Raw genomic sequence first — 14,998 nt, 5'->3', positions numbered from 1 at the left:
GGGCTGACGCGCTGTGCGGGGGTGGGGCGGAGCGGTCACTGGCCTGCCAGCGAGCCACCGATGCCTCCGACGCTGAAGTAGCGGTTGAGGGCGGCGAAGACGAGGACCGGCGGCAGCATCATGATCACGGCGAGGGCCATGACGGGGCCCCAGTCGACGGAGTTCTGCTGGAAGAAGGTCTGCAGACCGATGGGGAGGGTGTACCGGTCGCTGCTGCGTAGGAAGACCAGGGCGACGAGGTAGTCGTTCCAGGAGAGCAGGAAGCTGAAGATGGCGGTGGAGAGGATGCCGGGCAGCGAGTTGCGCAGCACGATCCTGACGAAACCGCCGACCAGCGAACAGCCGTCGATCCAGGCCGCCTCTTCCAGGGAGAGGGGGATGGAGTCCATGTAGGCGGCCATCATCCAGCAGGACACGGACATGGTGGCCGCGACGTAGACGATGGTCAGGCCGGCGATGGAGTCGGCGAGTCCGAGGTCCGCGAAGAGGATGAACAGGGGGATGACGAAGACGACGACGGGGAACGACTGGATGACGAAGAGGAGTAGGGAGTAACCGGAGACCGCCTTGCTGCGTCCCCGGGACAGGACGTATCCGGCGGGTGCTGCGACGGCGACCGCGATGGTGGTGGACAGGAGTGCGGCGGTCAGGCTGTTGCCGAGCCAGGTCATGACCTCGGTCTCGGTCAGCACCCACGACAACGTGTCGAGCGTCATTCCGCTCGCACCGGTTGCGGCCCGGGGCCTCAGGGCCAGCAGTATGATCGCGCCGATGGGGACCAGCACGACCGCTGTGATCAGTACGAGGACCGTGAAACGCAGCCACCGTCCGATCGTGCCGGTGCCGGCACGGGAGGAAGCGGTCCGGGTGTCGGTGGTCACTGGGCTGCCCTCCGGATCTGCCGGAAGAGGACGGCCGCGACGGCACTGAGGACGGCGGTCATCAGGAAGGCCACGGCGATTCCGTAGCCGGGCTGGAAGTTCTGGAAGACGAGCCGGTAGGCGTAGACGACCAGGGAGTTGGTGGCGTCGGAGGGGCCGCCTCCGGTGAGCAGGAAGATGGTGGGGAAGTCGTTGACGCAGAAGATCGCCATCAGGATCCAGCTGATGTACGTGGGGCGGGCGATCAGCGGCAGGGTGATGTGGCGGAACTGCTGCCACCTGCTCGCGCCGTCCATCCGGGCGGCCTCGTACATGGTGTGATCGACGGCTTCGAGCGCGGCGCCGCTGGTCATCATCATGAAGGGGAACGCTCCCCAGACCTTGAACGCGAAGACGGTGGTGGCGGCCAGCGTGGGGTCGGCGAGAAAGAGGACGTCATCGAATCCGAGGGAGCGGGCCAGGGCGGGCAGTGGGCTGTCGTGGGTGTTGGCCAGCCAGTTCCAGCTGGTCGCGGAGACGACCATCGGTACCACCCAGGGCAGCAGCAACAGCACTCGGAAGACGGAGCGGCCGGGCACATTGCTGCGCAGCAGCAGCGCCATGGCCAGACCGACCGCCCAACTGCCGAGGACTCCGATCAGGGTGAACCACAGGGTGAAGCGGGCGGCCTTCCAGAAACCCGGATCGGACAGTGCGAAGGAGAAGTTGTCCCATCCGACGTAGGGGCCCGTACTGGTGAGGGTGCTGTTGTGGGTGGCCTGGATCGCGGCGTAGACCAGGGGATAGGCGTTGATCAGCACAATCAGGATCAGCGAGGGCGCGAGCATCGCGCCCATCGTCAGGCCTCGTTTGGACACGGCGGAACGTCTGCGCGGGTGGGAGACATCCCTGGCTGGGCCGGTCGGGCTCACCTGTCGCGCAACCAGTGCGGACGACAGTGTCTGCGGCTCGGTCATCACGGACTCCGGGTCGGATCGGGGCGGGGCCACGGCATGCTCGCGGTGAAGGCGCGGCACACCGGGAGCGTCACTTGACGAGCGACTCAAGACCCTTCTGCAGGGACTCCAACTGGGACCTAGGCGTGCCCGCGCCCTGGATGATCTGCTGGGTGAAGTTGGCGAGTGCCTGGCCGCCGTCGACGGCGTTGAGCGCGGGGAAAGGGGTGGGGGAGAGGGCCGCGTGGGTCCTGCCGACCGGCTGCCACTCCTTGGCGATCTTGGCCATGTTGGGGTTCGCCTGGAACTCGGGCAGGTCGACGATGGACTGACGGACCGGCAGGGCAGTGACGGCCTTCTTCTGCCACAGGACCTTCATATGGTCCAGGTAGTACGTGAGGAACGCCTCGCTGTCCTGCTGGGAGGGGGTGTTGGTGTACATCATCAGGTTGTTGATCGAGGCGTAGGCGCCCTTGTCGCCGTGCGGTCCGCTGAGCGGGCTTGTCACCACTAGGTCCGACTGGTCCGCGGTAGGGAGATTGGTCTCGTAGCCCGGTGCCAGGAAGGCCATGGCGGCCTTCCCGGACTTGACGTCGGTGAGCAGGTTGTTGTCGGTGTAGCTGACGTACCGCTTCTCGATCGCGCCGATCGAGACGAGTTCCCTGAGGAACTCCAGGGTTTCGATGTTGCGGTCGGTGACACAGTCGGGCCTGCCGTCCTTGTCGAACATCCCGCCGCCGTTGTTGTACATCATGGTGAGCACTTGCTGGCTGCCGACGCTGGTGGACGGTCCGGCCTGCATGCCGAAACCGGCATGACCCTGCTTCCTCAGCGCGACACATGCGGCCTTGAAACTGTCCCAGTCGGTCGGTACGGCGACGCCCGCCTTCTTCAGCAGCGACTTGCGGACGTACAGCACTCTCATGTCCATCTGCCACGGCACCGCGAAGTACTGGCCCTCGTACCGCATGGCCTCGATGGTGCCCGGCAGGAAGTCCTCCTTCTTCAGTTTGGCGATGAGGTCGTCCGCGGGGGCGATCGCGCCCTGCCGGAGGAACTGCAGCGCCTGATAACTGGCGCCGGAGCTGACCGCGGGACCGGTCTTGGAGGCGACGGCGGAGGTGAAGGTCTGCACGAAGTTGGCCCACGGAATGTACTGGTACGAGGCCTTCGGGCGGCCCGAGGCCGGCTTGTAGCCCAGTGCCAGTTTCTTCGCGACCGGTGTGTAGCCCGTCAGGCCCCACATCATGTCCCAGAACTTCAGGGTCTTGGTGTTGCCCGAATTTCCCGGGCCCAGGCCACCGCACGCCGTGAGGAACGCGGCGCCTGCCGTACCGGCACCCAGGCCGAGGAAGCCCCGGCGCGAGAGGCCGCTTTCGATTGTCGATGGGTAGTGCCGAGTGGTCATGGACTCTCCTTGGCGCAGGTCCCTGCATGGATAAGGACTGGTTCGGCGGCCGTGTGCGGTTCGGGGTGCCGAACCGGGCGGATGCCGATGGGCGCGGGGCGAGGGCGGTCCGCGTCGGTGCGTCGGTGGGCTGAGACCTTCGACGAGGTCGAGATGTGTGATGTGGATCACTGAAACGCGGTCAGCTGTCCGCAACTTATGTTCCGTAGGAACATAAGTCAATGCCCTGGGAGGCGATATATGTGTGGCTGGATCGATAAGCTGGTAGCGGCCGTAGTCAGCTGCCGGAAGTGGTCCCGTCGATGGAAGTCGAGCCCAGTGCGGGCCCTCAAGCGCCCTCCGAGACGTGGACGGAGCACGCCGCTGCACTGCTGGAACGTGTACGCAACGGCAGGGCCGCCACGCGTCAGGAACTGGGCCACGGCCTGGGGCTTGGCCGCAAGGCTCTTGTGCCGCTGGTGTCCGCGCTCGTCGAGCGGGGGCTGCTGAGAGACGGCGGGACCGGCGCCGCCACGGCTGCCCGAAGCCGCCGTGAGCTGCGGTTCGCGCCGGATGCCGGAGCGCTGCTGGTCGCGCGGTTCGGTGCCACTGGGCTGAGCGCGGCCGTCGCCGACCTTGAGGGGCGACTGGTCGGGCGCCACCACGAGACGCATGACATCGCGGCCGGTCCCGAGCGCGCGCTGGCCCGGGTCGAGGAGCTCTTCGACCGCATGCTCGATGAGCGTCCCGCCGGAGCGCCCGCGGTGTGGGGGATCGGGGTTGGGCTTCCCGGCCCCGTGGAGTTCCGTTCCGGACGGCCGATCGCGCCGCCGATCATGCCCGGCTGGGACGGCTGTCCCGTACGTGACCGCTTCGCCGCTCGCTACCGGGCTCCCGCCTGGGTCGACAACGACGCCAACCTCATGGCGCTGGGCGAGGTGCGGGGCGGTGTGGCCAGCGGACAGCGTGACGTGGTGTACGTCAAGATCGGTACCGGTATCGGGGCAGGCGTGGTCAGCGACGGACGGTTGCACCGTGGAGCCAACGGATCGGCCGGCGATGTCGGACATGTTCTTGTGGGCAGTGACTCTCCCGTGCTGTGCCGGTGCGGAAGGCACAACTGCCTGGAGGCACTTGCCGGAGGAGCTGCCCTGGCTCGTGACGGCGCGGCGGTGGCACGCGACGGATCGAGCCCGTTCCTGGCGGCGCGGCTTCGTGAACGTGAGGCGGGCGGTGGCTCCGTAGAGGCGCGCGACGTCGCGGACGCGGCACACGCGGGGGACTCCGCGGCGATCGCGCTGCTCTCCCGGTCCGGACGGCTGGTGGGCGGCATGCTGGCGACGGTCGTCAACTTCTACAATCCGACGATGATCGTCATCGGTGGCGGTGTCGCATCCGCCGGGGACCTCGTGCTGGCCGCCGTGCGGCGCACGGTGTACGAGCGCTCACTGCCGCTCGCGACGCGTGATCTGCGCATCCTGCGCTCGGCGGACAGCGTGGACGTCGGGTTGGTCGGTGCGGCGCACATGGCCGCGGACGAGCTGTTCGCAGCTCGGGCGCTCGCACGCTGGCTGCCCCTCGGTTCGCCCGTCGACCAGCCGGAACTGACCGAGGTGAACGTCGCCGAGGAGCGCCGTCCCGCCGCACGCCTGAGGAGGACCTGATGGCCGCCCCCGTGTTCGAGACGGCCCAGACTCTGTGCACGTTGCTGGACATGGTCCGCACGGGGCAGGCGACGACCCGTCCCGAACTCGGCGCCCGCACCGGTCTGGGCCGCAAGCTCGTCACTCAGAGGGTCGCCGACCTGCTCAGCCACGGTCTTCTGGAGGAGGCGGAACTGGCGCCCTCCACCGGTGGCCGCTCGGCCCGTCAACTGCGCTTCCGGCGTCGGGCGGGGCTCGTGCTCGTCGCCGAACTCGGGTACACGAGCATCGGCGTCGGCCTCGCCGATCTGGGCGGTGAACTGCTGGCCCACCATGAGGAGCCGACGGACGCGGTCGCCGAGCGGCCGGAGCCCCTGTTGAACCGGGTCGAGGAACTCTTCGACGGCCTCCTCGCCGACCTTCCGCGCGACGCGCCTTCGCTGTGGGGCGTCGGCATCGGTGTGCTCGGTCCCGTGGACGCCGCCGCAGGGTGCCCCATCCCGCTCAGTCTGATGGCGGGCTGGGGCGGATATCCGGTCCGCAAGCGCCTGGCCGAGCGATTCGACGTACCGGTATGGGTCGACAACGAGGTCAATCTCATGGCTCTCGGCGAGTACCGCGGAACCCCTGGACACCAGGTGGAAGATCTCGCGTACGTCAAGCTCGGGTCGGGTGTCGGCGCCGGCTTGATCTCCGGCGGCAGACTCAGCCGCGGTGCCCGGGGCAGTGCCGGAGAGATCGGCCACGTCAACGTGGTCGACGATCCCTCGGCGGTCTGCCGGTGTGGTGCCACCGGCTGCCTGAACCTCTACGCCGGAGGCAGCTCGCTCGCCGCCGAGGGCTCCGCGGCGGCCAGGGCCGGCCACAGCCCGGCCCTGGCCGCCCGCCTCGAAGCGCGGGGCGGGATCGACGCCCGGGACATCGCGGAAGAAGCGCGTGCGGGGGATCCGTACTGCGTTTCGCTGCTGAACCGCGCCGGGAAGATGCTGGGGCGGGCGCTTGCGGCCCTGGCGAACATTACCAATCCGTCCCTCGTGCTCGTCGGCGGTGGTGTCGCCCACAGCGGCGACCTTCTGCTCGCCGCCATCCGGGAGGAGGTCTACCACCTGACGTTCCCCTCCGCCGCTCACGACCTGCGGATCGAGGTGTCACCGCTCAGCGACCGCGCCGGCCTCGTCGGTGCCGCCTTCATGGTCGCCGACGAACTGCTGTCCCCGGCCCGGCTCCCCCGCTGGATCGACGCCGGTTCGCCGGCCGGTCTCGCGGAGGTCGTGCACAGCTGACCCAGGCTCACACAACAACCAGTCCGGCCGACATCCGGTGTGGCGCAGGCCGTTCCCACGTAAGACACGGGGTCCGGCCTCGCGTCGTGACTGTGCCGGTCGTCGCCGCGATCAGATCGGTTCCCGGGGCGAATCGGGCCGCTGTGTCCATGAGTCGACGTGCTTGAGGAGCGTTCTGCTCAACTTTGCCTCGTGCGGCTTCATCGCGGTGGTCTGGCCGACGAGGATCGCAGCCGCCACTCCGTCCCCCGTCCGATTGCGCACGACGGTCGCGAGTGCGAGCTGAGCCCCGTGGTGCCGGGTGTTCGTCGCGATGCGGTTCTTGTTGATGTCGGCGAACTCGGACAGGAAGACCGACACCAGCTCAGCGTTCTCCGGCTGCTGGCGGCGCTGGTAGGCGTCCCGTTCGGCATCGGGCCGTGCCGCCAGCAGGGCCTTGCCGCCCGCTGTCGAGAGCAGGGTCCGTCGGATGTTGCTGCGTGCGGCGAACCCCGTGAGCGCGTCCGTTCCCGACTCTCCGATGTAGATCAGGTGGTCGCCGGCCTCGACCCCGAGAAAGACCGTCATTCCGGTGTCCCTGTGCAGCGCGTCGAGGTCCGCCTGGGTGACCATGCCCGCCCGAATGTGGCCGCTGACCAGTGTGAGGCCGTAGACAGCGGGCCCCAGGTAGAAGCGCCGGTTGTCCTCGTACAGCCAGCCCTTCGCCTGTAGGCCCCGAATGAACCCGTGCACCGAACTCTTCGGAGCGTTGAGGGCGCGGGTGAGCTCAGCGAAGCTGATCCCCGGGTGGTAGACGACTTCCTCAAGGATCTGCGTCACGCGGTCGATGGTCCGGTGGTGTTGCGGGACGCTCTCGGTGGGGGCGGAAGGCCTGGCACTCATGGTGCCCACCGTACCCGAATGGCGGACAGTGTTCCGCTATTACGAACCCGACGTGAGGTGACCCCGCGGTCGACAGCTGTGGTTGACAGCTCATTTGGCCGACTCCTATCGTGCTCCATATTGCGAACCATGGTTCGTAAATATGAACCAATGCTCCATTCCTTGATTCACGACGCCGTCGCATCGATGACGACGGAAGGGGGAGAGAAGCCGCATGGCTGAGGCAATCTCCCACGTCGTCGCCCACCCAAGTGCGCTTGTGGCCGACGGCTGCGCCCTCGACGACATCAACACCGCGGTCGATGCCCTCCATCACGCCCAGGACCGGGCAGGTGCCGTCGTCGCTGGTCTGCTGGGGCTTCGACGGAATGCAGAGGGGCATCGGCAACGTCGGGCTGCCGAGGTGACCACGGGAGATGGAACCCATGACTGCCGACGAGCACGTGAAGAAGTCCGCCCGGCCGCGTGGCGCGTTTCAGTTGCTCACCGGCCGGGACTTCGGTGGATTCTTCTGGGGGCGGCTGGTCACGGCCAGTGCCGTGTACCTGCATTCCGTGGTGGCGGCGATCGTGGTCTACGGGGCGACCGGCTCCGTGTTCGCGGTCGCGCTGGTCCCGGTCGCCCAGTTCGCCCCTCAGCTCCTCCTGGCTCTGGTGGCCGGTGCCTGGGCCGACCGGGGTGATGTCGCGCGTCAGATCATCTTCGGCCGGTTGTTGTGTGCCGCCGGTTCAGGGGGACTTGGGCTGTGGTTGTCGGTCGATGATGACGCCACCGGTTGGGTGCTTGCCTCGGTGGTGGTTGCCGCGTCCCTGATCGCCGGGTTCGGTTTCGTCATCGGCGGGCCGGCCATGCAGTCGGTCACCCCGCTGCTGGTCCGGCGTGACGAGCTGCCGACGGCGATGGCCCTGAACACCGCGCCGATGACGGTGGGGCGTGTCGCGGGCCCGGCGGTAGGTGCGGTGATGACGCAGCTGGCAGGCCCCGCCCAGGCCTTTGCGGCGGCCGCGGCGGGGCATCTCCTGTTCGCCGGTCTGATGCTGATCATCCGTATCCCCGACAGCGATCGAACCGAGCGTGGTGTCGACGAGTCCTACTCGGTCGCAGCCGCCGTCCGGCATGTCTGGCACGACCGTCCCCTGCTGTTGCTCCTCGTGGTCGTGGCGGGACTCGGGTTCGGCTCGGAGCCGACTGCCACGCTGGCGCCGGCGCTGGCACGTGATCTCGGGGGAGGGGCCGGTACCGTCGGCGCACTCACGTCGAGCTTCGGTGCCGGAGCCGGACTCGGCATCATCGTCAGTTCATGGATGGCGCCACGGGTGCGCCACGAAGTCGTCGTCAGCGTCGGCATCATGCTGCTGGCTGTCGGCGTGGCCGGCTGTGCGGCGGCGATCACCGTCGAGCTCGCCATGCTGGCCATGGCCGCAGCCGGAGGAGGGTTCATCGTCGCCAGCTCCAGTGCGGGAACCTTGATCCAGCTGCGGGTGCCCGGCCATCTGCGTGGCCGGGTCATGGCCCTGTGGATGATGGGTTTCGTCGGGGCGCGGCCGGTCGCTGCCGTTGTCTCCGGCGCTGTCGCCGACGGGCTGTCGGTGCGCGCGGCCTGGCTTGTCGTCGCCGCCTGTCTCGTGGCCATCGCTGCCTGGTGCCGCCCTCGATCCCTGGTGTAGGCGGATCGCGGTCGCACTCCCTTCTTTACTTCCCGGCCCCAAGACCCTCGGAGCCTGATCCGCGCGCTGAGGTTCTTGGCCTGTCACTCAAGCGGGCGTTGACCGTTGGCAATGTCGCCCTCTAATATCATGTTCGTAATTGCGATAGATAATTCATAATCGCGAACTACGCGGGCGCGTGTCGACGCCCTCCTGCGCGCCGCGCCCTCCGGACGGCAGCGTGGTCGTGGAGCGGGTGGAGCTCACCAGCACGCCCACTACTGAATGACGAGGGAGACTCACATGGCGACGGCGCCTTCCCGACCGTTCGTGCTGGTCCACGGTGGCAGGCACGGAGGGTGGTGCTGGCAGCCGGTCGCGCGCAGTCTGCGCGCCCGGGGGCACGAGGTGTTCACCCCTACGCTGACCGGTCTCGGCGAGCGTGCGCACCTGCTCAGCCGAGAGATCGGCTTGGGCACGCATATCGAGGACATCGTCGCGACGTTCGAGTACGAGGACATCCGGGACGCCGTGCTCGTCGGGCACAGCTACGGCGGAATGGTGGTGACCGGCGCGCTGGAACGGATCGGAGACAGGGTCCGCGGGCACGTCCTGCTCGACGGCCACATGCCCCGGACCGGTGAGTCGGTCTTCGACCTCATCGGCCCGCAGCGCGCGAAGGCGATGATCGCGCTGGCGGAAGAACAAGGCGACGGGTGGTACATCCCGACGGCGGACGCGGCCAGGTACGGCGTGACTGACCCGGTCGCCGCGGCGTGGGTGAACAGAAGGATGACGGCCCAGCCGCTCAAGACCTACCAGGACCCGATCGGGCCGACCGACCGCGCCTGGCAGCACCCGGGGACGTTCATCGAATGCGTCCCCTCGTCCCTGGAGCCGCATCTGCTGGAGCGGGCACGGCTACGCAGCGAGGCTGATGCCCGCTTCCATCGCCAGGTGCTGGACACGGCGCACGATGCCATGGTCACCGACCCTGAGGCGGTCACCGCACTGTTGCTCGACGCGCTCGATCTGGGCTGATCGGCAACGGGCGGCCGTGACCGCGTCGTTGGCGCGCCGGCCCGCGCGAGTGACTCCCACGCGCGGGCCTTGCCTGAGTACATGCACGCCCTGAGCACATGCACGCGAAAGGCCGGGACCCGGCCGAGATCTCGACGATGCGGCGGGGTCCCGGTGAGAGGTCCGAAGTGGAGGTGACGGCTTGGTGACGGCTTACAGTGTGGCGGAGCCGCCCGTCAGGTTGCGCGGCTTCCACCGCAGCAGGCGCTTCTCCAACAGCGTCACCAGCGCGTTGATGACGACCGACACCACCACGAGCACGGCGATGCCCGCGAAGACACCGGCGGTGAAGAAGTTGCCCGCGGACCGCTGGATCAGGTAGCCGATACCGGTGTTGGCGCCGATGATCTCGGCGGTGACCGCGGCGACCAGCGCGTAGGGCACCGAGACCCGCAGGCCCTGGATGATCCAGGTCGCGGCCGAGGGGATCCGGACCTTCAACTGCACGGTGAGCCGGGACGCGTTCATCACCTTGAGTACGTCGATGAGGCGCTGTTCGACGTCGCGCACCCCCTCGTAGGTGCTGTAGAAGACAAGGAAGAACACGATGAGGGTGACGAGAGCGACCTTGGAGCCCAGCCCGAACCCGAACCACAGGATGAACAGCGGCACGAGCGCCAGTCGCGGTACCGCGTTGAGCGCGACGATGAACGGTTTGAAGATGTCGCCGAGCATCGGGCTGCTGCCCAGCACGATGCCCACGAGGATGCCGAACAGGGAGCCGATGGTGAACCCGTAGAGCATCGCGATCACGGTGGCCTGGATGCTTTCCAGCAGCACGCCCTCCTCGACCCAGCCGCTCAGCGCCGCCCAGATCTCGGACGGCTTGCTGATGAAGAAGCTGTCGAAGAGCACACCGGGCTCGGTCTTCGGGTCCCCGGTAGTGGTCTCCCAGGTCAGCAGCAGCGCGATGGGCAGCACCACCCGCGAGACGCGGACGATCATCCGCTTGATGTCGGTCCGGGCGCGCGAGCCACGGACCGGGCCCGCGGGCGGCGATTCCGCCGGGGTCGCGACGGCGGACGCGGCGAGGTCGGCGTCCGCCCCGCGCGGCGTCGACACAGGGGTCGGGTTCACGGTGCCTCCTCGGAGTTCTCCAGCAGTTTCCACAGCCGTTCCCAGATCTCACCGTAGACTGGGCTGAGCCGCAGCTCGGCGAAATCACGCGGACGCTCCAGCGGCACGTCCTCCACGTGGACGACGCGGCCCGGATGGGTCCCGAAGACGACGATCTTGTCGGCGAGGAGGATGGCCTCGTCCAGGTCGTGCGTCACGAAGATGATGGTCTTGCGGTCCCGCTCCCAGATCCGCAGCAGCTCGTTCTGCATCGTGAACCGCAGTTGCGCGTCCAGCGCCCCGAACGGCTCGTCCATCAGCAGCGTCGAGGGGCCGTAGACCAGACCGCGCGCGAGCGACGCGCGCTTTTGCATGCCGCCCGACAGCTGTGACGGGTATTGGTGCGCGAAACCCTTGAGCCCCACCAGCTCGATCACCTCGGCGACTCGCCGGCGGCGCTCCGCCCGGGGCACCTTCTCGATCTCGAGCGCGATCCCGACGTTCTTCTCCAGAGTGCGCCACGGCAGGAGGTTGTCGTGCTGCGTGATGAACCCGACCCCGGTGTTCACGCCGGTCAGCTGCTCACCGCGGAAGTGCACGGCGCCGTCGGTCGGCGACAGCAACCCGGCCGACATGTTCAGCAGCGTGGTCTTGCCGCATCCGCTCGGCCCGATGAAACAGACGAACGAACCGCTGTCGACGTCGAGATCGACCGACTGGAGCGCCACGAACTCTCTGTCGCTGCTGGACCGGAACCGACGGGTGACGTTCCGGAAGGAGAACTCCGGGGCCTTCTCTGCCGATGTCATGGTGTCCACGGGCCCCGTCCTCTCGGGCGCTGAATCCCTCGGCATCGTTGCCTCCTCATCGCGGCTGCGCGGCTTCCGCAGCGCTCAGGTCGTAGATGTCGTCGAAGCCGAACTTCACCGGTTCTTTCCGCTCGGCGTTCACGAGCGCGGCCTCGTTGTCGAACATCTCCTTTGTCGTCAAGGGTGTCGCCCCCTTGTAGGCGCCGACGGCGAGTTCCCAGCCCGCCTCGAAGGCGGCCTTGTTCAGATCGGCGAAGTCGGGGAGCTTCCGGACCGCGTCCCGCAGCTCGGCGGTCGGGTTCTGCAGATCCCGGTGCGCGAGCCACATGGCTTCCATGACCCGCTTCGCGACCTCGGGGTTCTTCGAGAGCCAGGAGCGAGTGGTGTAGTAGTCGTGCGAGGCCAGCGGCAGGAGCTTGGGAAGATCGACCGCCCAGTTCAGCCACAATCCGCCCCAGCCCTCCGCCTCGGGGAAGTTGACCCGTGGGAAGGACTGGGCGAACCCGTCGGTCCGGCCCTGTCGTGTGCTGGCGATCTGGGCCGTGCCGTCGTTGTTGGGGACGATCGTCACGTCGCGGTCCGGGTCGAGGCCGTGCTCGCTGAGCATGGAGCGCAGGTACGAATTGCCCGTCGAGCCCTGCGGCGAGGCGGCGAGGTTGAGGCCCCGAAGCGCCTGGACCCGGTCGCGTACAGGCGACTTCGGCGTCACCCCGCGCTCGGCGAGAGCGTCGATCGTGTCCTGGCTCAACGCCAGGCCGAAGGTGATGCTGGGGTTGGTGGTCCCGAGGCCGACGAGGTCCGTCATCCCCTCGGCGTAGGCGTTGTACAGCGCTCCGGTCCCGGACGTGCCGATATCGGCGTCCCCGGAGATCACGGTCTGGGTGATCAGGGAGGCGTTGCCGGCTCCGTGTTCGACAGTCGCGTCGAGGCCGACCTTGGCGAAGTAGCCCCGTGCCTCGATCACCACGGTCGGGAGGTCGGTGAAGGTCGATGAGGTCGAGATGATCCGGACCTTCAGCGCCCCGTCCTGAGCCGCGCCTCCTGAGGAATTCGCTCGGTCCGTGCTCGCGCACCCGGTGAGCACGACGGTGAGCACGGTGAGCGCAGCGACGAGCCGGGTCCGTGGTGTCCTTCGTGAGGTGGAGGCGAACAGAAATCGCCTGGTGAACATGCCGGACTCCTTTGTCGCGGGTGTCGAAACGGCCTTGAGTCGTCGCACGACCACGGCGTGGTCACGACCGTGACTGCTCCAGCTTCCTGGTAGAAGTCGGTGGCCGCTGGCGTCGATCGGAGAGTGCGGGGAGAACGTGTCTTGCGGCTTGTGTGACCCGCTCGCCATGGTCGTCGCAGCATCACCACGGATGAATCCGACAGACCTTGGCGTATCCACAGCGGGCAAATTGGGTTCGTATATACGATCAAGCGATCGTAGTGGCGACTGCAGGTAACCTAAGGTGGGCGACTGGTCCTGTCAACGGGTGTGAACGACTCCACCCGCGGCGGAACGGCGCGGCTGTTCGGCCGTCGTCCTGAAGTCGCCTGTGCGGATGCCGTCGAGGCCCGTCGCACCGGTCGGCATGCGCGCGAGCGGTGTGCGGGCGCGACGTCAGTTGGGTTCGCCGAGTTCTGTGTGCCGGCGGCGGTGTTATGGCCGCGCGCGCCCGCCCGCGGGTGCCGGGTGGCGATCGGTGCCTGCCGGTGTCAGTCGGGGGCAAAGTCGGGGTACGCCCCCGCGTGAAAGTTGCTGCTGGGCTGGTGGGCCGGGGTGGAGTCGGTGGTCCTGTGTCGGGCGCCCGGTCGGCCCGCGCTCACTTCTGAACGTCACAGTCTCGGCATTGACCGTGGCCGTCGGGCGCTGTACCGTCACCGATCGCAATAGGAAACAGTCGTTCGTATATGCGATCGCCTCTTGAGTGTGGCGCTGCGTCCTCGGCGGTGATCGCAAAGGAGACAGCCGTGATCGAACGAGACACGATCTTCATCGACGGCAAGTGGGTCGACTCGGCGGGCACTGGGACCCTGACTGTCGTCAACCCTGCCACCGAGGAGCCGATCGCGACCGTGCCGCGCGGCAACGCCGACGATGTCGACCGGGCTGCCCGAGCCGCTGCGCGGGCGTTCGAGTCCTGGTCGTGGTCGACGATCGAGGAGCGGGCCGCGGTGCTCGCGCGCCTCGCCGAAATCCTGGAATCGCGGGCCGAGGAGGTCACCCGCACGATCGTGAGCGAGGTCGGCACCCCGGTGGGGGTCGCTCGCCGTTCACAGACCGCCGCCCCCATCGAAGATCTGCGCATCGCCGCGGCGAGCCTGAGGGACATCATCTGGGAGGAGCGACTCGACAACACAATAGTACGGCGAGTACCCGCGGGCGTGGCCGGGGCGATCACCCCCTGGAACGGGCCGCTGCGGATGATCGCCCTCAAAGCGGGAGCGGCCATTGCCGCAGGCTGCACCGTGGTGCTCAAGGGCACCGAGGTCGCACCGCTGAGCTCGTTCCTGTTCGCCGGGGCCGCCGCCGAGGCGGGACTGCCCGAGGGCGTGTTCAACCTGGTCAGTGGAACGGGACCGGAGGTCGGCGAGGCGCTCGCGACCCATCCGCTCATCGACATCGTCTCCCTGACCGGCTCGGTGGGCGCGGGCAGCCGGGTGATGGAGTTGGCGTCGCGGTCGGTCAAGCGTGTGGCACTGGAACTCGGAGGCAAGTCCGCCGACATCATTCTTGAGGACGCCGACTTGGAGAAGGCCGTCATCGACGGGCTCGGCGACGCCTTCCGGAACTCCGGCCAGGTCTGCGGCGGGCTCTCGCGCATCCTGGTTCCCCGCGGCCGGCTGGCCGAGGCCGAGGAGATTGCCGCGGCGAAGGCGACGGGCTATGTGATCGGCGACCCCCGCGACGAGGCCACGACCCTCGGACCGGTGGTCTCCGACGTGCAGCGCGACCGCGTGCGCCGCTACATCGAGATCGGCGTGGAGGAAGGGATGCGGTTGGTCGCGGGCGGCCCACAGGCGCCGGGGCACCTCGACCGAGGCTACTTCGTGCGGCCGACCGTGTTCACCGGCGACAACAACAGCACGCTGGCCCAGGAGGAGATCTTCGGGCCGGTGGTCGTCATCATCCCGTTCGACGACGTGGATGAGGCTGTCGCCATCGCCAACGACTCCAATTACGGGCTCGCCGGCGCGGTCTGGGCGGCCGACCCGTCGCTGGCGGAGGAGGTGGCGCGGCGCGTCCGCACCGGACGCGTACGGATCAACGGCGCCCCGATCGATATGCGCGCCCCGCACGGCGGCCTCAAGAGGTCGGGCTTCGGCCGGGAGATGGGCCGGTACGGGATCGAGGAGTACCTCGAATATCAGTCGCTCATCAGCTGAAACCCCAGCCCCGGCGAGCCAGCG

The 14,998-nt window shown here is 68.1% G+C and carries 12 protein-coding genes; 5 read left to right on the top strand and 7 right to left on the bottom strand.

The features are described from left to right. Positions 1-35: 35 nt before the first annotated feature. The 3 genes from ACIBLA_RS14885 to ACIBLA_RS14875 form a co-directional block, all read right to left on the bottom strand. Positions 36-881: a carbohydrate ABC transporter permease gene (locus ACIBLA_RS14885; RefSeq protein ID WP_399198794.1), complete on the bottom strand. Its 846-nt coding sequence runs from the start codon at positions 879-881 to the stop codon at positions 36-38. Then, positions 878-1,738 (bottom strand): carbohydrate ABC transporter permease, encoded by an 861-nt coding sequence (locus ACIBLA_RS14880; protein WP_399198793.1) that lies wholly within the window; start codon positions 1,736-1,738, stop codon positions 878-880. The genes ACIBLA_RS14885 and ACIBLA_RS14880 overlap by 4 nt, the downstream gene beginning before the upstream one ends. Before the next feature lie 169 nt (positions 1,739-1,907). After that, complete coding sequence (locus ACIBLA_RS14875; protein ID WP_399198791.1) at positions 1,908-3,224, bottom strand: ABC transporter substrate-binding protein; 1,317 nt, start codon at positions 3,222-3,224, stop codon at positions 1,908-1,910. A 302-nt stretch (positions 3,225-3,526) separates the two neighbouring features. On the opposite strand from ACIBLA_RS14875, the gene ACIBLA_RS14870 reads away from it, so the two are divergent. Beyond that, positions 3,527-4,867: an ROK family protein gene (locus ACIBLA_RS14870; RefSeq protein ID WP_399198790.1), complete on the top strand. Its 1,341-nt coding sequence runs from the start codon at positions 3,527-3,529 to the stop codon at positions 4,865-4,867. Continuing rightward, a complete protein-coding gene (locus tag ACIBLA_RS14865; protein WP_399198789.1) occupies positions 4,867-6,129 on the top strand; it encodes an ROK family protein in 1,263 nt (420 codons plus the stop codon). The genes ACIBLA_RS14870 and ACIBLA_RS14865 overlap by 1 nt, the downstream gene beginning before the upstream one ends. 111 nt (positions 6,130-6,240) lie before the next feature. Here ACIBLA_RS14865 and ACIBLA_RS14860 read toward each other — a convergent pair whose 3' ends face one another. Continuing rightward, positions 6,241-7,011: an IclR family transcriptional regulator gene (locus tag ACIBLA_RS14860; protein WP_399198788.1), complete on the bottom strand. Its 771-nt coding sequence runs from the start codon at positions 7,009-7,011 to the stop codon at positions 6,241-6,243. 425 nt (positions 7,012-7,436) lie between these two features. Here ACIBLA_RS14860 and ACIBLA_RS14855 point away from each other — a divergent pair, with 425 nt between their 5' ends. Further along, positions 7,437-8,678: an MFS transporter gene (locus ACIBLA_RS14855; protein WP_399198787.1), complete on the top strand. Its 1,242-nt coding sequence runs from the start codon at positions 7,437-7,439 to the stop codon at positions 8,676-8,678. A gap of 282 nt (positions 8,679-8,960) precedes the next feature. After that, positions 8,961-9,698, top strand: coding sequence for an alpha/beta fold hydrolase (locus tag ACIBLA_RS14850; RefSeq protein ID WP_399198786.1), 738 nt, complete (start codon positions 8,961-8,963; stop codon positions 9,696-9,698). 192 nt (positions 9,699-9,890) lie between these two features. On the opposite strand, the gene ACIBLA_RS14845 is transcribed toward ACIBLA_RS14850, so the two are convergent. Genes ACIBLA_RS14845 through ACIBLA_RS14835 form a run of 3 tightly spaced genes read right to left on the bottom strand, consistent with a single transcriptional unit; the run spans position 9,891 to position 12,773 of the window. Then, positions 9,891-10,814, bottom strand: a complete 924-nt coding sequence (locus tag ACIBLA_RS14845) for an ABC transporter permease (protein WP_399198785.1) — start codon at positions 10,812-10,814, stop codon at positions 9,891-9,893. Continuing rightward, positions 10,811-11,602, bottom strand: a complete 792-nt coding sequence (locus tag ACIBLA_RS14840; protein ID WP_399198852.1) for an ABC transporter ATP-binding protein — start codon at positions 11,600-11,602, stop codon at positions 10,811-10,813. Before ACIBLA_RS14840 ends, ACIBLA_RS14845 begins: the two co-directional genes overlap by 4 nt. Positions 11,603-11,657: 55 nt before the next feature. After that, positions 11,658-12,773, bottom strand: coding sequence for an ABC transporter substrate-binding protein (locus ACIBLA_RS14835; protein WP_399198784.1), 1,116 nt, complete (start codon positions 12,771-12,773; stop codon positions 11,658-11,660). A 785-nt stretch (positions 12,774-13,558) separates the two neighbouring features. Between ACIBLA_RS14835 and ACIBLA_RS14830 the strand changes: the two genes are divergently transcribed. Continuing rightward, positions 13,559-14,974 (top strand): aldehyde dehydrogenase family protein, encoded by a 1,416-nt coding sequence (locus tag ACIBLA_RS14830; RefSeq protein ID WP_399198783.1) that lies wholly within the window; start codon positions 13,559-13,561, stop codon positions 14,972-14,974. Positions 14,975-14,998: the final 24 nt, after the last annotated feature.

It is taken from the genome of Streptomyces sp. NPDC050433 (assembly GCF_044458565.1).
GTDB lineage: Bacteria > Actinomycetota > Actinomycetes > Streptomycetales > Streptomycetaceae > Streptomyces.
Note: the sequence above shows the minus strand (reverse complement) of the source record. Positions and strands in the feature narration are given on the sequence as shown.

Coding starts and splice junctions, on each gene's coding strand:
- ACIBLA_RS14875 (WP_399198791.1), bottom strand. CDS start 3,224: ATGACCACTCGGCACTACCCATCGACAATCGAAAGCGGCCTCTCGCGC.
- ACIBLA_RS14870 (WP_399198790.1), top strand. CDS start 3,527: ATGGAAGTCGAGCCCAGTGCGGGCCCTCAAGCGCCCTCCGAGACGTGG.
- ACIBLA_RS14835 (WP_399198784.1), bottom strand. CDS start 12,773: ATGTTCACCAGGCGATTTCTGTTCGCCTCCACCTCACGAAGGACACCA.
- ACIBLA_RS14850 (WP_399198786.1), top strand. CDS start 8,961: ATGGCGACGGCGCCTTCCCGACCGTTCGTGCTGGTCCACGGTGGCAGG.
- ACIBLA_RS14860 (WP_399198788.1), bottom strand. CDS start 7,011: ATGAGTGCCAGGCCTTCCGCCCCCACCGAGAGCGTCCCGCAACACCAC.
- ACIBLA_RS14855 (WP_399198787.1), top strand. CDS start 7,437: ATGACTGCCGACGAGCACGTGAAGAAGTCCGCCCGGCCGCGTGGCGCG.
- ACIBLA_RS14865 (WP_399198789.1), top strand. CDS start 4,867: ATGGCCGCCCCCGTGTTCGAGACGGCCCAGACTCTGTGCACGTTGCTG.
- ACIBLA_RS14840 (WP_399198852.1), bottom strand. CDS start 11,602: ATGACATCGGCAGAGAAGGCCCCGGAGTTCTCCTTCCGGAACGTCACC.